Raw genomic sequence first — 20,041 nt, forward strand, 5'->3', positions numbered from 1 at the left:
GCGGCATCCTCCGCATCTGCGCCGCGCGAGCCGCCGGTACGGTTGAGGGATGCCCGCCCTCCTCGACCTCGCGCCCCGGCCGTTCGAGGCTGATGCCGCGTACACCGCGTTCGCCGGCTGGGCGGAGGGCCGCGGCTTGCCGCTCTACCCGGCGCAGGACGAGGCGCTCATCGAGATCGTCTCGGGCGCGAACGTGATCCTCTCCACGCCCACGGGCACGGGAAAGTCGCTGGTCGCGATCGCCGCGCACTTCACGGCCCTCGCGCAGGGCCACCGCACGTACTACACCGCGCCGATCAAGGCGCTCGTGAGCGAGAAGTTCTTCGCGCTCGTCGACATCTTCGGCGCTGAGAACGTCGGCATGGTCACGGGCGATTCGAGCGTCAACGCCGACGCGCCGATCATCTGCTGCACGGCCGAGATCCTCGCGAACCTCGCGCTGCGCCAGGGCCCGGACGCCGACGTCAGCCAGGTCGTGATGGACGAGTTCCACTTCTACGGCGACCCGGACCGGGGCTGGGCGTGGCAGGTCCCCCTCCTCACCCTCCCCAAGGTGCAGTTCATCCTCATGTCCGCGACGCTCGGCGACATGAAGCCGATCGCCGACGACCTCTCCCGGCGCACCGGCCGCGAGACCGCGCTCATCACCGGGGTCGACCGCCCGGTGCCGCTGCACTACTCGTACGTGACGACGTCCGTGCACGAGACCGTCGAGGACCTCCTCGGCACCGGCCAGTCGCCGATCTACATCGTCCACTTCTCGCAGGCCGCCGCCCTGGAGCGCGCGCAGGCGATGACCAGCATCAAGGTCATCAGCCGCGAGCAGCGGGACGAGATCGCGGAGGCGATCGGCGGGTTCCGCTTCACGACGCGGTTCGGGCAGACGCTGTCGCGCCTCATCCGCGCCGGCATCGGCGTGCACCACGCGGGCATGCTGCCCAAGTACCGCCGGCTCGTCGAGCAATTGGCCCAGCGCGGCCTGCTGCGCGTCATCTGCGGCACCGACACGCTCGGCGTGGGCATCAACGTGCCGATCCGCACCGTGCTGCTCACCGCCCTCACGAAGTACGACGGCACCCGGATGCGCCAGCTCAGCGCCCGCGAATTCCACCAGATCGCGGGCCGGGCGGGGCGCGCGGGCTATGACACCGCCGGGACCGTGGTCGCCCAGGCCCCCGAGCACGAGGCCGAGAACGCCCGACTCGTGGCCAAGGCCGGCGACGACATCAAGAAGATCCGCAAGATCGTGCGCAAGAAGGCTCCGGAGGGCTTCGTCTCGTGGGGCCAGCCGAGCTTCGAGCGCCTCATCAACGCCGAGCCGGAGCTGCTCACCAGTCACATGCAGGTGAGCCACTCGATGATCCTCAACGTGATCGCGCGCGGGGGTGATGCCTTCCAGAACATGCGCGACCTCATCTTCGACTCGCACGAGTCCTGGCACGGCAAGCTCGCCCTCGCGCGGCAGGCGCTCGCGATCTACCGCACCCTCCGCGCGGCGGACGTCGTGGAGCAGGTGACCGAGCCGGTCATGGCGATGTACGACGGGGAGCTCGTCGAGACGCTTGAGGAGCGCACGAGCATCCGGCTCACTGTCGACCTGCAGCCCAACTTCGCACTCAACCAGCCGCTCTCGCCGTTCGCGCTCGCCGTGTTCGAGCTGCTCGACCCGGAGTCGCCGACCTACCCGCTCGACATGGTCTCGATCCTGGAGTCGACCCTCGACGACCCGCGGCCCGTGCTGCAGCAGCAGCAGTTCATGGCGCGCGGCGAGGCGGTCGCGGCGATGAAGGCGGAGGGCATCGAGTACGACCAGCGCATGGAGCTGCTCGAGCAGATCACCTGGCCCAAGCCGCTCGAGGAGCTGCTGAACGCGGCGTTCGAGAAGTACTCCGCGACGCAGCCGTGGATCGGCGACTTCGAGCTCAGCCCCAAGTCGGTGGTGCGCGACATGTACGAGCGCGCGATGACCTTCGCCGACTTCACCGGCTTCTACCAGCTCGCCCCGCGCGAGGGGCTCGTGCTGCGCTACCTCTCGGACGCGTACCGGGCGGCGCGGCAGACGATTCCGGATGACGCGAAGACCGAGGGGCTCCTCGACGTGATCGAGTGGCTCGGCGAGCTCGTGCGCCAGGTCGACTCGAGCCTGCTGGACGAGTGGGAGGCGATGATCAATCCGTCCGCGGACCCCGGCGCGCCCGTCGTGCCGCCCGCGCCGCCGTCAGTGCTCGCGAACCCGCGGGCGTTCCGCGTGCTGGTGCGCAACGAGCTGTTCCGCCGGGTTCAGCTTGCCGCGCTCGAGGACTGGGAGGCGCTGGGCGAGCTCGACGCCGCCGCCGGATTCGACGCGGATGCCTGGGCCGACGCCATGGACGCGTACTTCGACGAGCACGGCTCGCTCGGCACCGGCGGAGACGCCCGAGGCCCGGCGATGATCATGATCACCGAGGGCCCGCAGCAGTGGACGGTGCGCCAGATCTTCGACGATCCCGCCGGCGACCACGACTGGGGCATCAGCGCCACGGTCGACCTTGCGGAGTCCGCGGAGCAGGGGCTCGCCGTGGTGCGCGTGACGTCTATCGGGATGGTGGGTTGAGTAGGGCGCTCTAGCGCTCGTATCGAGGCCGGACGGCGAACCGGTTTCGATACGCGCCCCAGAGGGCGCTACTCAACCCGCCCCAGAGGGCGCAACTCAACCCGCGAAGACGTTCCGATCGAGGAACGCGTTGCGGAACTTCCCCTCGGGGTCGAGGTCGTGGGCGAGCGCGACGAAATCGGGGAGCTTCGGGTACAGCTCGCGGCGCACGGCGCGGAACAGCTTGCCCCAGTGCGGGCGGGCGTCGAACGGCTCCAGGGCGGCCTCGATGACCGGCAGCAGGGGGAGTACCGCGTCGGGCTCCTTCTTCCACGTGAAGTGGATCGCCGTGGCATCCGTGTCGTAGGCGCCGCTCAGCCACAGTGAGTCGGCGGCCATCGTGCGCAGCTCCGTGATGTGCAGGTGCGGCGCGATTCGCGGGCCGAGCGCCCGGACTGCCCGCAGTGCGTCGAGCGCGTACCGGCGCGGCACGAGGTACTCGGTCTGCAGCTCGTCGCCGTTGCTCGGCGTGAAGCCCATCTTGAAGTGGGGCAGCCGCTCGTTCCACGGCCCCGGGACGCCGCCCTGCTGGGTCGCGTTGGAGCTCGGCCCCTCGGCGAGTCCGACGCTGTCGGGGAGCGGCTTCGCGCCGTACAGCTCCTTCGGCGGGGTGCGCTCGTCGAGGCGGCTCTTGAGCCAGACCGAGGTGCGCCCGTCATCCACCCAGTCCGTGAAGACGCTGACGCTGTAGGCGCGCGCGGTGATGGCGTCGTAGTTCTCGAGCAGGCGGTCCCAGGGCAGCCCCGTGAACACGTCCTGCCGCACCTGGTAGGAGGGCTCGATGTCGAGCGTGATCCGCGTGACGATGCCGAGCGCGCCGAGGGCGACGACCGCGCCGTCGAACTCGTCGTCGGCGGGGGAGATCGTGCGCAGGCCGCCGTCGGCGGTGACCAGCTCGAGCCCGGAGACGGCGCGGGCGAGCGTCCCGTTGCGGTCGCCGGAGCCGTGCGTGCTCGTCGCGACCGCCCCCGCCACCGAGATGTGGGGGAGCGACGCCATGTTCCGCAGTGCCCAGCCCTGGGCCTGCAGTTGTGCGGCCAGCTCGCCGTACCGAACGCCCGCCGAGAACGAGACAGTCTCGCTGTCGTCGTCGACCAGGATGCTCGGCTCGAGCCCGTCGAGCGAGACGAGCTCCGCGGAGTCGGCGAGGTCGTTGAACGAGTGCCTGCTCCCTAGTGCGCGGATGCGGGGCGCTGCGGCCACGATCTCCCGCAGCTCGTCGATCGACGTCGGGCGGTGCAGTGCGGCCGCGGCGTACTCGTGGTACCCGGCCCAGTTCGATCCAATGCTCACAGGCCCATTGTCCACCGTGCGCCGACCTAGACTTGCGCCATGGCACGGCTGCGGAGGGCGATGAGTCCCCGCGGCGAGCAGGCCTACCGCCGTCATCACGTCGGGCCGGCGGCGTTCTTCACGAGCCGACGCGCCTTCGACGACCTCACCGTCGTCGTCAAGCGCTTCCCGCGCATCGCCGACGGCGACGGCCCCGCGTTCGTGCTCGTGCACGGAATCGGGGTCTCCTCGCGCTACTTCCACCCGGCCGCGGCCGAGCTCGCCAAGGTCGGGGCCGTCTACCTGGTCGACCTGCCGGGCTATGGGGCTGCGCCCGATCCGCGCCGGGATGTCACGATCGCCGACCACGCGGGCGTACTGGCCCGCGTGCTCGAGGACTCCGGGCTCGTGAACCCCGTGCTGGTCGGACACTCGATGGGCTCGCAGGTCGTCTCCCGCCTCGCCGTCGACTCGCCGCACGTGACCGACCGGATCGTGCTGCTCGCCCCGACCATGCCCACGGACGAGCGATCGTTCTGGCCCGCCGCGGGCCGGCTGCTGGTCGACGGCGCGCGCAATCCCTTGCGCGCCAACCTCATCATCGGCTGGGACTACTTCGTGCGCTGCGGGATGCCCTACTTCTTCCGCCAGCTGCGGCACCTGTTCGGCGACCGCATCGAGGACAGGCTCTCGGGCATCCGGGCGAAGACTCTCGTTCTCACCGGGGACAAGGACCTCGTCGTGCCGCAGGCGTGGGCGAGGTTCGTGGCCGAGTCGGTGCCGGGCGCCCGGTACGAGACTGTCGCCGGCCCCCACGTCATCATGTACAGCGACCCCGTGCGCGTGGCGGGATACGTCGCGGAGCACGCGGCACGATGAAGCTCAGCGACTTCGCCTGGGGCATCGGCCTGGACTACGCGTGGGCGTTCTCCACTCGCGCGGGCTACCTGCGCCACCGCCGCCCGCCCGCCTCGCTCTCCGACGGCGACGGCCGGCCGGTGCTGCTCATCCCGGGCGTCTACGAGCCCTGGCGCTACCTGCTGACCGTCGGCCTGCGGCTGCATGCGGCGGGGCATCCGGTGCACGTCCTGCCGGAGCTCGGGTACAACGTCGCGCCGATCCCCGAGACGGCGGCTGTCGCGCAGCAGTACCTCGTGGACCACGATCTGTGGAACGTCGCCATCGTCGGCCACAGCAAGGGCGGCATCGTCGGCAAGCACATGATGGCGTTCGACGACCTCGATCACCGGATCGACCGGATGGTGGCGCTCGCGAGCCCGTTCTCCGGCTCGGCCCGCGCCAAGTACGTGCCGGTGCGGACCATCCGGCCGTTCCTCCCCGGCGACTCGCTGCTCAGCAGCCTGGCGGCGAACCTCGAGATCAACTCGCGGATCACGTCGGTGTACACGGAGGCTGACCACGTGATCCCGAACGGGAGCGAGCTGGAAGGGGCCACGAACATCGTGATCCCGCTGGTGGGGCACTTCCGGCTGCTGTCGGATCCACGCGTTCTCGACATCATTCAGCGGGCCGTGGGTGTTGACTGAGACTGTGTCCACCAACAGCATGACCCGCCAGCAGCGACTGGTCCTCGTGATCGCGATCCTCGCCTCGTTCGTCGCCTTCCTCGACAGCTCCGTGATCAACGTGGCTCTGCCCGCCATCAGCAAGGAGCTGGGCGGGGGCCTGAGCACGCAGCAGTGGGTGGTCGACGCCTACCTGATCACGCTGAGCTCGCTCATCCTGCTCGCCGGCTCGTTCTCCGACGTGTTCGGGCGCATCGTCATCCTGCGCGTCGGGCTCATCGCGTTCGGCATCTCGTCGCTGCTCATCGCGATCTCCCCGAGCGCCGAGTTCCTCATCATCCTGCGCGGCGTCCAGGGCATCGCCGGCGCGCTTCTCGTGCCGAGCTCGCTCGCGCTCATCATCTCCACGTTCCGCGATGCCGCCCAGTCGAAGGCCATCGGCCTCTGGACGGCGTGGACGAGCGCCTCGTTCCTCGCGGGCCCGATCCTCGGCGGCCTCTTCGTGGACTACCTCAGCTGGCGCTGGGTGTTCGTGATCAACGTCATCCCGATCGCGATCGCGCTGTGGATGCTCTTCGTGCTCAAGCAGAAGGACGTGCGCGAGGAGGGCGTGAAGATCGACTACCTGGGAGCAGTCCTCGGCGTGGTCGGGCTCGGCGGCCCGGTCTTCGCACTCATCGAGCAGGGCAACTACGGCTGGGGCAGCCCGGCGATCTTCCTGCCCTTCGGCATCGGCATCCTCTCGCTCGTCGCCTTCATCCTCTGGGAGCGCAGGGCGACGATGCCCATGCTGCCGCTCGGGATCTTCTCGACCCGCAATTTCGCGTGGGGCAACGTCTCGACGGTGTTCGTCTACGCGGCGCTGTCGCTCGGCGGCTTCATCGTGGTCGTGTTCCTGCAGCAGGTCGCCGGATTCCCCGCGACCCTGGCCGCGCTCGCCTTCCTCCCGGTCTCCCTGGGCAACGTCTTCCTCTCCGGGGTGTTCGGCACCCTCAGCGGCAAGTACGGCCCGCGCCTGTTCATGACCGTCGGGCCGATCATCGGCGGCATCGGCTACCTGCTCTTCCTGACGATGGGGGAGGACGTGAACTACTGGACCCAGGTGCTGCCCGGCGTGATCGTGTTCTCGGTGGGACTCTCGATGACGGTGGCGCCCCTGACGGCCGCCATCCTCGGCTCGATCCCCGCGGCCCAGGCGGGCATCGGCTCCGCGGTGAACAACGCGGTGTCCCGCGTCGCCGGGCTCATCGCCACGGCCATGATCGGTGTGATCATCGCCGGCACCCTCGATGTCGACGGATTCCACCGCGTGATCCTCGTGACCGCCGGGCTGCTGATCCTGGGCGGCGTCGTGTCGTTCGTCGGAATCCGCAACCTCGCGAAGCAGCCCGAGCACGTGCCGCCGGCCGCGTAGCGCGCCGCGCGCCGCGCGCCCGCGGCCGCGCCCGCCCGCGGCCGCTCCCCCCGCTCATCGAGAGTGCAGTTTGACGGGGTTCGCGCGCGAGGGCACCCCGTCAAACTGCACTCTCAGCGGAAGGGGCCGTTGCCGCTAGGCGAGGAGGCGCGCGCCCGAGAGGGCGAGCAGCACCACGTCGATCAGTGCGCCCGCGATGATCAGGCGGAAGATCAGCCGGGTCGGGCGTCGGGCGATGACGAGAGCGGCGCACGCGCCCGCGAGGGCGAGGCTCAGGGCGAGACCGATCCAGCCGTACAGCTGCGGGTCGCCGAGGCCGAGGACGATGCTGGCGGATGCCCCCGCCAGGGCCGCGGCGATGACCAGACCCGCGGTGCGCGGGCCAGCACGGTGTGCGAGGCCGCGCACGCCGGTGGCTGCGTCGTCCTCGAGGTCCGGGAGCACGTTCGCGAAGTGCGCGGAGACGCCCAGCAGCGCCCCCGCGAGCAGTGCCCACGGCGACGCGAGCGACGGAGAGGGGAGGGACAGCGTGACCACCAGCGGTAGCATCCCGAAGCTCACGACGTAGGGGGCGACCGAGAGCACGGTGCCCTTGAGGCCTGCGTTGTAGCTCCAGGCGGACACGATGAACGCCGCGTGCACGACGGTGGCGCCCCAGCCGAGCGGGATCGTGAGGGCGATGGCGAGCGCAGCCGTGACGAAGGCGGCGTTGCGCACCGTCGTCGCGCGGATCCGGCCTGCCGCCACGGGCTTGTCCCTGCGGCCCACCGCGCGGTCGCGGTCGGCGTCGATCCAGTCGTTGGAGAGGCCGACGGACGCCTGGTTCGCGAGGAAGGCGAGGCCGAGGAGCACGACGCGCCACCAGTCCAGTCCGACGCCGATGCCGAGAATCACCGCGATCGCGGACACCGCCACGCCCGGGCCGGGGTGGGTGGAGAGGGCGAGAGCACCCAGTTTCCGCAGCATTCTCTGATCGTAGGCCACCCAGGAACTCGCGTTCTCGGGAACTGTTGCAAGAACTTGCGTTCACTTGCGTAGAATTGCGGCATGTCACAACGACTCGCCGAAGTTGCCCGCAAGGTTGGTGTGAGCGAAGCCACCGTCAGCCGGGTTCTCAACGAGAAGCCGGGCGTCTCCGACGTGACGCGCCAGGCCGTGCTCACCGCCCTCGACGTGCTCGGGTACGAGCGCCCGACCAAGCTCAGGGGGGAGCGCGCGCGGCTCGTGGGGCTCTTCCTGCCGGAGCTGCAGAACCCGATCTTCCCCGCGTTCGGCGAGGTCGTCGCGGCCGCGCTCGCCCAGAACGGATACACGCCGGTGCTGTGCACGCAGACTGCGGGCGGCATCTCCGAGGCCGACTACGTCGAGCTCCTCCTGCAGCAGCAGGTCTCCGGCGTCGTCTTCGTCGGCGGGCAGTACACACAGCAGAACGCGCCGCACGAGCACTACCAGCGCCTCGCGGAGCTCAAGCTGCCGACCGTCTTCGTGAACGCGCCGATCGCCGAGCTCAGCTTCCCCACGGTCTCGACCGATGATGCCGTTGCCACCGAACAGGCCTGGAATCACCTGCGCCAGCTGGGCCACGAGCGCATCGGGCTCGTGCTCGGCCCGGAGGACCACGTGCCGTCCCAGCGCAAGCTCGCGGCGGCGCGGCGAGCGGCGGAGGCTGCCGGGCTGCCCCTCGAGGTCGCCCACTCGCACTACTCGCTCGAGGCCGGCCAGGCGGCGACCGCGCGGCTGCTCGCCAAGGGGGTGACCGCGATCATCTGCATGTCCGACCCGATCGCGCTCGGAGCGATCCGCGCTGTGCGCCGGGCGGGGCTCACGGTGCCGGGTGATGTCTCGATCGTGGGCTTCGACGACTCGGCCCTGATGAACGCGACCGACCCGCCCCTGACCACCGTCCGGCAGCCGATCGAGCCGATGGGCCGGATGATCATCGAGCTCTTGGTGAGCCAGATCAAGGGTGCGGGCGTCGCCACGGACGAGTACCTGTTCGAGCCCGAGCTCGTCGTGAGAGGGTCGACCGCTCCCGTCGGCTGATGCAAGATCACGCAAGTTTCTTGCTGTTTGTTTAGTTCTTGCATCATTCTGTCGAGAACGCTACTTTTCATCTCAACCCCCGCGGCCCAACACAGCAGTTGGACAACGCCGCGTTGAATGAGATGAGCCGTAGTGGACGTACCCGCCTTCGTCCTCGAGTCCGAGGCCGGCGCGACGACCGTGACCGGCGCCCCCGTGCCGAGCACGATGGACCCGCTGTGGTGGCGCAGCGCCGTCATCTACCAGCTGTACATCCGCAGCTTCGCTGACGGCAACGGCGACGGCACGGGCGACCTCGCCGGCGTGCGGGCACACCTCGACTACCTCAAAGAGCTCGGGGTCGACGCGCTCTGGTTCACCCCGTGGTACGCGAGCCCGCTCGCCGACGGCGGGTACGACGTGTCCGACTACCGCCAGATCCACCCGGCGTTCGGCGACATCGACGAGGCCGAGGCGCTCATCCGCGAGGCGCTGGAAGTGGGCATCCGGACCATCATCGACGTCGTCCCCAACCACGTCTCGCACGAGCACGAGTGGTTCACTGCCGCCCTCGCCGCGGGCCCCGGCAGCCCGGAGCGCGAGCGCTTCTGGTTCCACCCCGGTGTCGGCCCGAATGGCGACGGGATGCCCACGCACTGGGTCTCGAACTTCCAGGGTGACACGTGGACCCGCACGACCAACCCCGACGGCACCCCGGGAGAGTGGTACCTGCACCTGTTCACCCCCGAGCAGCCGGACCTCAACTGGAACCACCCGGACGTGCGCAAGGAGCACGAGGACGTGCTTCGCTTCTGGTTCGACCGTGGCGTCGCCGGCGTGCGGATCGACTCGGCGGCGCTCCTCGTCAAGGACCCGTCGCTTCCCGAGGTCTCGGGCGACGAGGGCCCCGGGGAGCACCCGAACACCGACCGCGACGAGGTGCACGACATCTACCGCTCGTGGCGCGCGGTCGCCGACAGCTACCCCGGCACGCGCGTGCTCGTGGGCGAGGTCTGGATGCCCGACCCGGTGCGCTTCACGAACTACCTGCGTGCCGACGAGATGCACACGGCGTTCAACTTCGACTTCATGGCCCGCCCCTGGAAGGGCTCGGAGCTGCGGGAGTCGATCGACTCCATGCTCGCCGCGCACGCCCCGGTCGGCGCGCCGAGCACGTGGGTGCTCTCCAACCACGACGTCACCCGCACGGTCACCCGCTACGGCCGCGAGGACAGCTCGTTCGCCTTCGCGACGAAACGATTCGGCACACCGAGCGACCTCGCGCTCGGCACCCGGCGAGCCCGCGCCGCCGCTCTCCTGAGCGCCGCCCTGCCGGGCTCGCTCTACGTCTACCAGGGCGACGAGCTCGGGCTGCCCGAGGTCGAGGACCTCCCCGAGGGCGCCCGACAGGACCCGATGCACTTCCGCTCCCACGGCGTGGACCCCGGGCGTGACGGATGCCGCGTTCCGCTGCCCTGGGGCGGAGACCGCCCGCCGTTCGGCTTCTCAACGGGAGACCGGCAGCCCTGGCTGCCGCAGCCCGAGGACTGGGGCCGCTACTCGGTCGAGGCCGAGGCGGCCGACCCCGGCTCGATGCTCTCGCTCTACCGCTCGGCGCTCGCGATCCGCCGCACGCTCGAGGGCGACGAGAGCTTCCGGTGGCTGGGCTCCGAGCCCGACGTCCTCTGCTTCTCCCGCGGCGGGGGGTTCGTGAGCGTCACGAACCTCTCCGACCGCCCCATAGACCTGCCCGAGCACAGGGAATTCCTGCTCGGCAGCGCTGAGTTGGTCGACGGCCGACTCGCACCCGACTCCACGGCGTGGCTGAGGGCGTAGCACCACCAACAATCACACAACGAAAGGCAAGACAATGAAGTCACGAAGCAGGGCCCTCGTCGCGGGTATGGCCGCGGTCGGGGTCATCGCCTCCCTTGCCGCCTGCAGCACGGGCGGCAGCGCGAGCGGCAAGACCGAGATCCGTGTGGCAACCTTCCCGCCCGGCGCGGACGCCGCAGCCTATGAGGCGTTCGCCACGCAGGAGGCTCAGTTCGAGAAGCTCAACCCCGACATCGATGTGATCGGCGTCGAGTACGAGTGGACCGGCCCGACGTTCGCGGTGCAGCTCGCCGGCGGCAGCCTTCCCGATGTGTTCACGGTGCCGTTCACCGACGCGAAGACCCTCCTGGAGAACGGCCAGCTGATGGACGTCACCAAGGAGGTCACCGACCTCGGCTACGCGGACAAGTTCAACCCGATCATCCTCGACGCGGTCAAGGACTCGGACGGGAACATCTTCGGATTCCCGCGCCAGGCGTACGCGATGGGCCTGCAGTACAACCGCCAGCTGTTCGAGCAGGCCGGCCTCGACCCGAACAGCCCGCCCACCACGTGGGACGAGGTCCGCGAGGACGCCAAGATCATCTCGGAGAAGACCGGCAAGGCCGGCTACGCCCAGATGACGATGAACAACACCGGCGGATGGCAGCTGACCGCCGGCACCGTCGCGCACGGCGGCCGCACGCAGGTCGACAACGGCGATGGTACGTACACGTCCACCATCAACAACCCGGGCACGGTCGCAGACCTGCAGTTCCTGCACGACCTGCGCTGGGAGGACAACTCCATGGGCAGCAACTTCCTGCTCGACTGGGGAACTATCAACCAGGAGTTCGCGGCCGGCAATATCGGCATGTACACCAGCGGATCCGACCTCTACACCGCACTCGTTCGGGACTTCTCGCTCGACCCCGACGTGTACGGCCTCACGGTCGTCCCGACCGACGGTGACGACCCGGGCACCCTCGGCGGTGGCGACATCGCCGTCGTGAGCCCGACCGTCGACGCCGCCACGAAGGCAGCCTCGGTGAAGTGGATCGACTGGTACTACATGCAGAAGCTCCTCAACCAGGACGCGGCTGTCACCGACGCCAAGGCGCTCGTCGCAAGCGACCAGGCCGTCGGCACCCCCGTGCTCCCGGTGCTCGACCAGGCCACGTACGAGGAGAGCCGCAAGTGGATCGCGGACTACATCAACGTGCCGCTCGACCAGATGCAGGGCTTCTTCGACGGCATCTTCGACCAGACCCCGGTCGGCGAGCCGAAGGGGAAGACGCAGGAGATCTACGCCCTGCTCGACTCCGTGGTGCAGGCCGTGCTGACCGACCAGAACGCCGACATCGACGCCCTCCTCACCCAGGCGGACAAGGATGCCCAGGCTCTGCTCGACGGCAACTAAGCAGTAAAAAGCTGGTCGAGTAGCGCCGCCTGCGGGCGCGCTACTCGACCAGCCTTTCCCTACAAGAGAGCAGCGTCAATGACCACCCTCGCACCGCGAAAGCGCAAGCACACCCCGTTCACCTGGCTCAGAGGCGGAGGCCTCTCCAACCTGCTCTTCCTGGCGCCGATGATCATCGTGTTCGCGGTGTTCAGCTGGTCGCCGATCGTCCGGTCGTTCATCATGAGCTTCCAGAAGACCAACCTCATCACCACGTCCTGGGTCGGCCTCGACAACTTCGAGAACGTGCTGAGCGACCCGCTCCTCGGCACCGCTATCGTGAACACCCTCTATTTCGCGGTGCTCGCGCTGGTCTTCGGGTTCCCGGTGCCGCTGCTGCTCGCCGTGCTCATGAGCGAGGTGAAGCGCGCCAAGGGCCTCTACAGCGCGCTCGCGTACCTGCCCGTCGTCATCCCGCCGGTGGTCGCGGTGCTGCTGTGGAAGTTCTTCTACGACGCGAGCCCGACCGGCGTCTTCAACACGATTCTCGGCTGGGCGGGCATCCCGCCGCAGCCGTGGCTGCAGTCGGCGGCCTCCGCCATGCCCTCCCTCGTGATCGAGGCGACGTGGGCGGCCGCGGGCGGGAGCATCATCATCTACCTGGCCGCGCTCCTGAGCGTGCCGCCGGAGCTGTACGACGCTGCGGAGGTCGACGGTGCCTCGGTGTGGCGCAAGGTGTGGCACGTCACCCTGCCGCAGCTGCGCGGGGTGCTGTTCATCATGCTGATCCTGCAGGTGATCGCGACGGCGCAGGTCTTCCTCGAGCCGTTCCTCTTCACCGGGGGCGGGCCCAACAACGCGACGGTCACGGTCCTCATGCTCATCTACCGCTACGCGTTCCAGAACAGCCTCGGCGGCAACTACGGCGAGGCCACGGCGCTGAGCGTGATGCTCGCGATCGTGCTCGCCGTCCTCTCCTTCCTGTACTTCAAGGTCACCGAGCGCTGGAGCAGCAATTGAGCAAGACCAGGGATGTCGAGCCCGACGTCGACCGCGGCATCCTCTCCGGATTCGACCGGCGCAAGCGCAGCGTGCGCGCGACGATGGGCGGCGTTCACGTGCTGCTCTTCGGCGGCCTCGTCATCGCGGGCCTCGCCCCGATCCTCTGGCTCGCGAAGGCCGCGGTCACGTCCACACAGGACACGATCACCCATCCGATCGAGCTGTGGCCGAACGGGCTCGACTGGGCGAACCTCGCGCAGGCCTGGTTCGAGGTGCACATCGACCAGTACTTCTTCAACACGCTCATCATCGCCTTCGGCGCCTGGCTGTTCAGCCTCTTCATCGCGACGACGGCCGGGTACGGGCTGTCGGTGCTCCGACCGCGGTACGCCGGAATCCTCAACGCGGCCGTGCTCGGCACGCTGTTCGTGCCGTCGGTGGTGCTGCTCGTTCCGCTGTACCTGACCATCGTGCATCCGCCCGTCGGCAACTCGCTTCTCAACAACTACCTCGCGGTGTGGCTGCCGGCTGCGACGAACGCGTTCAACATCCTGCTCGTGAAGCGCTTCTTCGACAATCTGCCGCGCGAGGTCTTCGAGGCGGCGCGCACGGACGGCGCCGGGCCCTTCCGGCTCTTCTGGTCGATCGTGCTGCCCATGTCGCGACCGATCCTCGGCGTCGTGTCGGTGTTCGCGATCATCGCCTCGCTCAAGGACTACCTCTGGCCGATGCTCGTGCTGCCCGATCCCTCGGTGCAGCCGCTGGGGGTTCGGCTGCCCGCCATCCAGTCCCAGGTCGAGCTGGACGTGTTCCTCGCGGCGCTCGCGATCTCGACGATCATCCCCATCGTGCTCTTCCTCGCCTTCCAGCGCGTGTTCCTGCGCAGCGCCGGGCTGGGCGGAGCGGTGAAGGGCTGATCGACTACCCTCGAACACATGGGGGCAACACTGGATCACCGCACGCTCGCCGATCTGCTGCCGGGCACGTGGACGATCGAGGCGACGAACTTCCCGATGTGGCTCACGGGCGAGAGGCTCGAGCCGCGGTTCACCTACGGGCTCGTCTCCGAGCAGCCGCTCGTGCTCTCCGACGACGTCTCGTACCGGGAGGCTGACGAGGAGAAGCACATCCTCGGGCAGGACACCTGGAACGGCGAGGAGTTCGTCTGGCGGGGCCGCAAGCTGCTGCGGCTGTTCGCGAGCCACTGGTCGGTCGCCGGCATCAGCGAGGACGGCACGATCGCCGTCGTCCGATTCTCCAAGTCGCTCGCGACGCCGTCGGGAGTCGACGTGATCGTGCGAGAGGGCACGCGGCACCCCGAGCTGCGAGCGACCATCGCGCACGCGACCGAGGAGTTCGGCCTCAGCCCCGAGGAGTTCGGCTCCCTCACCTGGCTCGCCGCCGCGCCCACCAGCGGCTAGCATCACCGCATGGCCTCACCGCTGCACACCCCTGCGGTGTCCGTGCGGTCCGGGCTGGGTGAGTGCCTCGACCTTGTGCTCGGGGGGCGGCTCGAGGAGGCGGCTTCACGGCTGGCGCGGGAGCACAGCCTGGAGTCTGTTCCGGGGCGCCGGTCGCGCATCGCCTCTGTCGCGGCCTTCGCAGCGGCGCTCGCGGCGCGGCATCCCGCGGCCCGGCGCTGGGCGGAGCTGGCCCGTGCGGAGGCCGACGACGTCCCGTCCCGCGCCATCGCCACTGCCGCCGAAAGCGTATCGGCGTGCCTCGCGCCGCCCGGCGAGGGCGCGACGCCGCTCACCGGGCTGAGTTTCGACGCCGCGTGGCGGGACGAGGATGCCGTCGTCGGCGGGTACTTCGCCATCGAGGCCTCCATGTCGTCCGGCCGGCTCGTGGATGCCGAGCTCTTCGCCCTGGAGTATCTCGCGCACGAGTGGCAGTCCTCCGTGCAGGCGCCGGTCATGGCGAGGATCGCGCTGGCCCGGGCACTCGTCTTCCAGGGCAGGGTGGCGGATGCCGCGGCCAGCGCCGCGCTGGCCACCTCCGAGTCGGGTGCCGTCGGCGGCGCGCCGGCCCAGATGCTCGCAGCCTCGACCAGCGCGTACATCCAGGCGCAGCTCGGCAGCGCGGCGGAGGTCGACAGGCTCACCTCGATCGTGATCGCCCTCGACCCCCAGCCGCGGTCGTACATCACGGTCGGCTCCCACATCCTGTGCGCGTACGGCCTCGGGGCCGTCGGCAGCACGGCGCGCGCCGCCGAGCTGGTTCTGCACGCCGCGGGCGGGCCGGGGCTCCCTCGGCTGCAGACGGTCGACCGCGCCTACGCGTACGAGCTGCTCGCGACGAGCGCCATCGAGCGGGGCGACCTGCGGGCGGCGCGCGCGTGGGGCCGCCGAGCGGCGCCGCTGAGCATCCACGACATGGCGGCCGCCGCCGTCGAGCGCACCCTGAGCCGGATCGACGTGGCGTCGGGCAACGGCGAGAGCGGGGCCGAGCACGCCGCGGTCTCGGCCGCGCGGGCGCTGATCGCGGGAGGGCGGCTGGATGCGGCGCGCGCCCACGTGCTCGAGGCGACGGCCCGCGCGTCGACCGGGGAGCGCGGCGCCGCCGTGGCGGGCCTCCGGGACGCGGCGGGGGAGGCCGACCTGCTGGGCGCCGTCGCGGTGCGCAACTGGTCGGCGCGCGAGCTGCGCCGCCTGGGCCGCCGGCTGCGCCCCGCCGCCGGCGCGGGCTGGCAGGCGCTGTCGGAGCGGGAGCAGCAGATCGCGCTCCTCGCAGCCGAGGGGTATTCCAACCGGATGATCGGGCAGGCGCTGTTCCTCTCGGAGCGCACGGTGCAGAGCCACCTCTCCCGCGCCCTCGCCGCGCTCGGTGCGACCTCCCGGTCGGCGATCCCCGCGAGCCTCGGCCGCGGGCGGGAGTCGAACGACCTCGACGGGCTGACCGAGCGGCAGCAGCAGGTCGCCCTGCTCGTCGCGGAGGGCTGCCCCAACCGGACGATCGCCGCCCGCCTGGGCATCAGTGACAAGACTGTGGAGAAGCACATCCAGGCCATCTTCGCGCGGTGGCGGGTCTCCTCCCGTACCGGCATCGCCAACCGGGTGCTCGCCCCGCTGGCCGAGAGCCGCCCGGCATGAGGCGCCCGGCATGAGGCGCGCCGTTGCCGTGACGGCGCTCGCCGCGGCGCTGCTTTCGGGGTGCGCCGCAGTTCCCCGGCCCGTGCCGGTGCCGACGTTCCCGGATTATGTCGCGCCGCCGCCCCCGGACCCCGTGCAGCTGTACGCCGACGACCGTCTGAGCACCATGACCCTCGACGAGAAGATCGAGAGCATGCTCATGGTGCACGTGCCCGGGCTCGACCCGCACGAGATCGCGAGCGTCGCGAGCGCCAACGGCCTCGGCGGCGTGATCCTCATGGGCGACAACGTCCCCGACCCCGCGAGCGCACTCGCCGACTGGTCTCCCGTGATCGCCGGGGAGCGCGGCCTGCCGGTCCTCATCGCGATCGACCAGGAGGGTGGCGTGGTGCGCCGCATCTACCCGGACGACGGGCCGTCGGCCGCCGAGCTGCGCGGCCTCGATCCTTCGGCCGCCCGCGCTGCCTTCGCGGACCGCGGTGCGATGCTCAAGGCCCACGGCATCTCGGTGAACTTCGGCATCGTGGCCGATGTCACGGGCGATCCGGACTCGTTCATCTACGACCGCTCCATGGGCGCCACTCCGGGCGACGCGGCGGCGCGGGTCTCCGAGGCCGTGTCGGGGGAGCTGGGCACCGTCTACTCCACTCTCAAGCACTTCCCGGGGCACGGCGTCGCTCCGGGGGACTCGCACTCGAGCATCCCGGCCACCGGCATGAGCCTCGACGACTGGCGGGCAGGCCACGAGGAGCCCTTTGCCGCCGGCATCGACGCGGGCGCGGAGTTCGTGATGTTCGGGCACCTCGAGTTCGACGCGCTGGACGCGGTGCCCGCCACGCTCTCGCCGATGTGGCACGAGCTGCTGCGCGACGAGCTCGGCTTCAAGGGCATCGCCATCACGGACGACATGAACATGCTCGAGCACACCGGGCGGCCGGGGTACCTCGACCCGGTGCACAACGCCGTGCTGGCGGTCGCGGCGGGCAACACGATGCTGCTCTACGTGCAGGGGGTCGATGTCGGGGCGGTGGTAGCGGGCATCCACGCCGCTGTCGACGCCGGCACGATCGATGCCGCGGTCATCGACGACGCGGCCCGGCGCCTGCTCGTGATGCGGCGCACGCTGTCGGGCGAGACAGGGCCGTTCGTCCACTGCTTCGAGGCGTGCCAGGCGATCATCGACTGAGGTGCTCGAGCAGCGCCTCCGGGCGCTCGACGTTGGCGAAGTGACCGCAGTCCGCTATTACAGCCGTGCGGGCGTGCGGCAGGAGCGCGCTGAGCCGCGCCAGGTCGTCGTCGCGCACGAACACGTCGCGGTCGCCTTTGAGGGCCGTGACGGGGCAGCGGATGCCCGCCCACAGCGCATCCGCGGAATAGCCCCCGGCGATAGCGGCGGCGGCGGTGAACGACCGCGGCCTGACCTCGCGGGCGAGCGCGTCGATCACGCTGCCCGGCACGCGGAAGGGGTGCCGGAACAGCGGGAAGACGGCGGCACGCAGCAGGTGCGCCCGGTCGAGGGCGCGCACGAAGGCCGCCCCGGCCGGTCCGAGCGCGGTGAGGGCGCGCATCACCTGCCAGAGCGCCACGAAGCCCGGCAGAGCCGAGAAGCGGGCAACGGGATGCTCGACGCTCTCGATCACGGACCACGTCGTTCCCGACACCATCACCACGGATCGCACGCTCTCGGGCCGCAGCGCCGCCAGGTGCAGCGCGACGAACCCGCCCAGGGAGTGGCCGACCAGGTCCCACTCCGTGTACCCGAGCTGCAGCAGGGCTTCCTCGACGAGGCTGCAGACCGCCTCGATGGTCTGGGCGGTGCCGGTCAGCTCGCCCTCTCCCCAGCCGGGCAGGTCGAACAGCACCGGTTCGTGGAGGAGGGACCCCGCGTCGCGCGCGGCCAGCAGCACGGGCGTCCACGTCGTCCACGAGCCGGCAGCGCCGTGCAGGAGCACCGTCGCGCGGGTCGAGTCGCGCACCGGCCGGTGCCGCACGACTGTCGAGCCGAGCCCGTTCTCGACGCGCGTCGACACCAGGCCGAACGCCGCCGGGTCGTCGACGAGCGGGTGGGGCGCGTAGGCAGTGCGCGCGGCGCTAGGGCTCACGCAGCTCGGCCGGCTTGCCGATGAACCGGCCGTACCGGCGGAGGGCCCGCTCGAATCCCGCATGCCCCTTCTTCGTCATGCCCGTGAACTCCGACAGGTCGACGGTGATCTTCTTCGCACCCTCGGTGCGCTTCCACGTGCCGACCACCTCCCCGTCGACGACGACCGTCGGCAGGAACATCCCGTTGCTGCCGGGCACGATCCGCGGCGCGAACTCCGGCGCCAGCGCGGGGGAGCGGTCCTGGTACCCGAGCATGTACTCGTCGAAGCCGGGAAGGGCATGGACTCCGGATGCCGCGGGCTCGAGCCCCTCGGCGAGGTAGTGCGCCACCCCGCCGAACTCGCGCCGCTCAACCCCCACGGCGGCGGCGATGCCCTTCCGCGCGTCGCCGAGAGTGATGCCGGCCCACCAGGCGAAGTCCCGTTCGGTCGCGGGGCCGTGGCTGCTGAAGTACCGGCTTGCGAACTCGGCGAGCGCCTCGTCGCCGCTCAGCCGGCGGTGCTCCGTCACCCACTCCTCGAACAGGGCGAACGTGGGCTGCTTCGCATCGGGAGGTCCGAACACGATGAGCTTTTCGTGGGCGAGGTTCCAGAGGAGGTGGTACCCCCGTTGGCCTGTGGTCGGGATGCCCCGCGCCTCCCACTCGGAGAGCAGGGCATCCCGTCGCACCGCGGTACCGCCGCCCATGAGCTCGGCCGCGATGGCGCCCGCCGCCGCGAGCTGCTCGCCCGTGATCTCGAGGTCCCGCCGTCGTTTCGCCGCCCAGGTCGCCTGGCGCACGGCGGCGATGTCGAGCATCCAGCCCAGGTCCTCCGGGGCGACGATGTGCAGCGTGCCGCGCAGGGGCCACGACCGCACGATCTCGCCGGACGCGAGCGCGCGCTCGACGTCGGCCTCCGTGGCGTCGGGCAGCCGCAGGCCGATGGCCCAGCGGGCACCGGGGAGGTCCTGCGACTGCAGGGCGAGCATCCAGCGCGCGACATCAGCGGGGGTGCGGAGAGCGCGGGGCTCGGTGCCGGGCTGAGCGGGGCTGGGCGGGGCGCCGATGTGCTGGGCTGGGCTGGGCTGAGCGGGGCTGGGCGGGGCGCCGATGTGCTGAGCGGTGCTGGGCTGAGCGGGGCTGGGCTGAGCGCCGATGTGCTGGGCGTTCAGACGTAGTGCGGTGAGGTCGCGCCGGGCGGGAAGCATGTTCACCAGTATCCCCGTGGCGACGAGAAGTGCAGTCCTGACCCCCGTCGGCCACTGCTGCTGGTGATCGGGTAAGCGAATCACCAACGTGCAGGGCACAACGTGGTCTCAGGCTGTTGCTGCGGGTTCCTTCGGGTGAAACCCCGGCTCCGTCGGGTGCGGATCCGTGTGCCCATCCGGTCCTCCATTAGGAGGACTAAATGATCAGCGAGGAAAAAGTATCAGCGAGCCGATATACCGTCAAGCACCAATTTCTCCCCCGAATGGGGGTGGATTCAGATGATGAGAGCGCTCCCATGCCGGAAAGTCCACGAAATACGTACCCCGAGCCGCGGATTCCACCCGTTTCGCGCTTAACCAACTGCGGAATTCGTTGCCGCCCAATTTCGGGGGCGCCTCGAAGAACGCGGCGCGGGTGGGCGTCGCCCGCGTCGTCGCCCCGCCACGCCGGCCTCCGCCCGGTGCCCCGCCACGCCGGCCTCCGCCCGGTGCCCCGCCACGCCGGCCTCCGCCCGGTGCCCCGCCGCTCGCCCAGCCGTCGCCGCTCCGGTGCGAAATGCAGGAGATCCGCACCCC

At 70.3% G+C, this 20,041-nt stretch carries 16 protein-coding genes; 12 read left to right on the top strand and 4 right to left on the bottom strand.

What is annotated here, in order from left to right; genetic code table 11:
* Nucleotides 1-49: 49 nt before the first annotated feature.
* Complete coding sequence (locus AC1RTC_RS02035) at nt 50-2,593, top strand: DEAD/DEAH box helicase (RefSeq protein WP_493153787.1); 2,544 nt, start codon at nt 50-52, stop codon at nt 2,591-2,593.
* A 96-nt stretch (nt 2,594-2,689) separates the two neighbouring features.
* On the opposite strand, the gene AC1RTC_RS02040 is transcribed toward AC1RTC_RS02035, so the two are convergent.
* Nucleotides 2,690-3,925, bottom strand: coding sequence for an FAD-binding protein (locus tag AC1RTC_RS02040; protein ID WP_493153788.1), 1,236 nt, complete (start codon nt 3,923-3,925; stop codon nt 2,690-2,692).
* Between the two features lie 39 nt (nt 3,926-3,964).
* On the opposite strand from AC1RTC_RS02040, the gene AC1RTC_RS02045 reads away from it, so the two are divergent.
* The 3 genes from AC1RTC_RS02045 to AC1RTC_RS02055 are packed head-to-tail and all read left to right on the top strand — an operon-like array spanning nt 3,965 to nt 6,844.
* Entirely contained in the window at nt 3,965-4,783 is an 819-nt protein-coding gene (locus AC1RTC_RS02045; protein ID WP_493153789.1) for an alpha/beta fold hydrolase, read from the top strand.
* Nucleotides 4,780-5,451 carry an esterase/lipase family protein gene (locus tag AC1RTC_RS02050; RefSeq protein WP_493153790.1) on the top strand — a complete coding sequence of 224 codons (672 nt, stop codon included), beginning with the start codon at nt 4,780-4,782 and terminating at the stop codon, nt 5,449-5,451. Before AC1RTC_RS02045 ends, AC1RTC_RS02050 begins: the two co-directional genes overlap by 4 nt.
* A 4-nt stretch (nt 5,452-5,455) precedes the next feature.
* Nucleotides 5,456-6,844 carry a DHA2 family efflux MFS transporter permease subunit gene (locus tag AC1RTC_RS02055; protein WP_493153791.1) on the top strand — a complete coding sequence of 463 codons (1,389 nt, stop codon included), beginning with the start codon at nt 5,456-5,458 and terminating at the stop codon, nt 6,842-6,844.
* Nucleotides 6,845-6,979: 135 nt separating this feature from the next.
* On the opposite strand, the gene AC1RTC_RS02060 is transcribed toward AC1RTC_RS02055, so the two are convergent.
* Nucleotides 6,980-7,810, bottom strand: a complete 831-nt coding sequence (locus tag AC1RTC_RS02060) for a UbiA family prenyltransferase (protein WP_493153792.1) — start codon at nt 7,808-7,810, stop codon at nt 6,980-6,982.
* Between the two features lie 81 nt (nt 7,811-7,891).
* On the opposite strand from AC1RTC_RS02060, the gene AC1RTC_RS02065 reads away from it, so the two are divergent.
* The 8 genes from AC1RTC_RS02065 to AC1RTC_RS02100 all read left to right on the top strand — a co-directional run bounded on the left by AC1RTC_RS02065 (nt 7,892) and on the right by AC1RTC_RS02100 (nt 17,360).
* On the top strand, nt 7,892-8,887 hold the full coding sequence (locus tag AC1RTC_RS02065) for a LacI family DNA-binding transcriptional regulator (protein ID WP_493153793.1): 996 nt from the start codon (nt 7,892-7,894) through the stop codon (nt 8,885-8,887).
* Nucleotides 8,888-9,094: 207 nt separating this feature from the next.
* Nucleotides 9,095-10,702: a glycoside hydrolase family 13 protein gene (locus tag AC1RTC_RS02070; RefSeq protein WP_493154270.1), complete on the top strand. Its 1,608-nt coding sequence runs from the start codon at nt 9,095-9,097 to the stop codon at nt 10,700-10,702.
* Between the two features lie 34 nt (nt 10,703-10,736).
* Nucleotides 10,737-12,101, top strand: coding sequence for an ABC transporter substrate-binding protein (locus tag AC1RTC_RS02075; protein WP_493153794.1), 1,365 nt, complete (start codon nt 10,737-10,739; stop codon nt 12,099-12,101).
* Between the two features lie 78 nt (nt 12,102-12,179).
* Nucleotides 12,180-13,100, top strand: a complete 921-nt coding sequence (locus AC1RTC_RS02080) for a carbohydrate ABC transporter permease (protein WP_493153795.1) — start codon at nt 12,180-12,182, stop codon at nt 13,098-13,100.
* Complete coding sequence (locus AC1RTC_RS02085; RefSeq protein WP_493153796.1) at nt 13,097-13,999, top strand: carbohydrate ABC transporter permease; 903 nt, start codon at nt 13,097-13,099, stop codon at nt 13,997-13,999. Before AC1RTC_RS02080 ends, AC1RTC_RS02085 begins: the two co-directional genes overlap by 4 nt.
* 18 nt (nt 14,000-14,017) lie before the next feature.
* The gene (locus AC1RTC_RS02090; RefSeq protein WP_493153797.1) at nt 14,018-14,503 is read left to right on the top strand and encodes a hypothetical protein; all 486 of its coding nucleotides are present in this window, start codon (nt 14,018-14,020) and stop codon (nt 14,501-14,503) included.
* 9 nt (nt 14,504-14,512) lie between these two features.
* Nucleotides 14,513-16,174, top strand: a complete 1,662-nt coding sequence (locus tag AC1RTC_RS02095) for a LuxR C-terminal-related transcriptional regulator (RefSeq protein WP_493153798.1) — start codon at nt 14,513-14,515, stop codon at nt 16,172-16,174.
* Nucleotides 16,175-16,184: 10 nt separating this feature from the next.
* Nucleotides 16,185-17,360 (top strand): glycoside hydrolase family 3 N-terminal domain-containing protein, encoded by a 1,176-nt coding sequence (locus AC1RTC_RS02100; protein WP_493153799.1) that lies wholly within the window; start codon nt 16,185-16,187, stop codon nt 17,358-17,360.
* Here the strand turns inward: AC1RTC_RS02100 and AC1RTC_RS02105 are convergent.
* Together AC1RTC_RS02105 and AC1RTC_RS02110 are read right to left on the bottom strand one after the other, a co-directional pair.
* Nucleotides 17,350-18,276 (bottom strand): alpha/beta fold hydrolase, encoded by a 927-nt coding sequence (locus AC1RTC_RS02105; RefSeq protein ID WP_493153800.1) that lies wholly within the window; start codon nt 18,274-18,276, stop codon nt 17,350-17,352. The two genes, AC1RTC_RS02100 and AC1RTC_RS02105, sit on opposite strands and share 11 nt — an antisense overlap.
* On the bottom strand, nt 18,266-19,465 hold the full coding sequence (locus tag AC1RTC_RS02110; RefSeq protein ID WP_493154271.1) for a winged helix DNA-binding domain-containing protein: 1,200 nt from the start codon (nt 19,463-19,465) through the stop codon (nt 18,266-18,268). Before AC1RTC_RS02110 ends, AC1RTC_RS02105 begins: the two co-directional genes overlap by 11 nt.
* Between the last annotated feature and the right edge of the window lie 576 nt (nt 19,466-20,041).

The sequence above is a fragment of the Rhodoglobus sp. GW821-FHT12B09 genome, assembly GCF_058809925.1.

Excerpts from the sequence above, each read along its gene's own strand:
- AC1RTC_RS02035 (WP_493153787.1), top strand. The coding sequence starts at position 50 with ATGCCCGCCCTCCTCGACCTCGCGCCCCGGCCGTTCGAGGCTGATGCC.
- AC1RTC_RS02045 (WP_493153789.1), top strand. The coding sequence starts at position 3,965 with ATGGCACGGCTGCGGAGGGCGATGAGTCCCCGCGGCGAGCAGGCCTAC.
- AC1RTC_RS02050 (WP_493153790.1), top strand. The coding sequence starts at position 4,780 with ATGAAGCTCAGCGACTTCGCCTGGGGCATCGGCCTGGACTACGCGTGG.
- AC1RTC_RS02060 (WP_493153792.1), bottom strand. The coding sequence starts at position 7,810 with ATGCTGCGGAAACTGGGTGCTCTCGCCCTCTCCACCCACCCCGGCCCG.
- AC1RTC_RS02065 (WP_493153793.1), top strand. The coding sequence starts at position 7,892 with ATGTCACAACGACTCGCCGAAGTTGCCCGCAAGGTTGGTGTGAGCGAA.
- AC1RTC_RS02070 (WP_493154270.1), top strand. The coding sequence starts at position 9,095 with ATGGACCCGCTGTGGTGGCGCAGCGCCGTCATCTACCAGCTGTACATC.
- AC1RTC_RS02075 (WP_493153794.1), top strand. The coding sequence starts at position 10,737 with ATGAAGTCACGAAGCAGGGCCCTCGTCGCGGGTATGGCCGCGGTCGGG.
- AC1RTC_RS02080 (WP_493153795.1), top strand. The coding sequence starts at position 12,180 with ATGACCACCCTCGCACCGCGAAAGCGCAAGCACACCCCGTTCACCTGG.
- AC1RTC_RS02090 (WP_493153797.1), top strand. The coding sequence starts at position 14,018 with ATGGGGGCAACACTGGATCACCGCACGCTCGCCGATCTGCTGCCGGGC.
- AC1RTC_RS02095 (WP_493153798.1), top strand. The coding sequence starts at position 14,513 with ATGGCCTCACCGCTGCACACCCCTGCGGTGTCCGTGCGGTCCGGGCTG.
- AC1RTC_RS02100 (WP_493153799.1), top strand. The coding sequence starts at position 16,185 with ATGAGGCGCGCCGTTGCCGTGACGGCGCTCGCCGCGGCGCTGCTTTCG.
- AC1RTC_RS02110 (WP_493154271.1), bottom strand. The coding sequence starts at position 19,465 with ATGCTTCCCGCCCGGCGCGACCTCACCGCACTACGTCTGAACGCCCAG.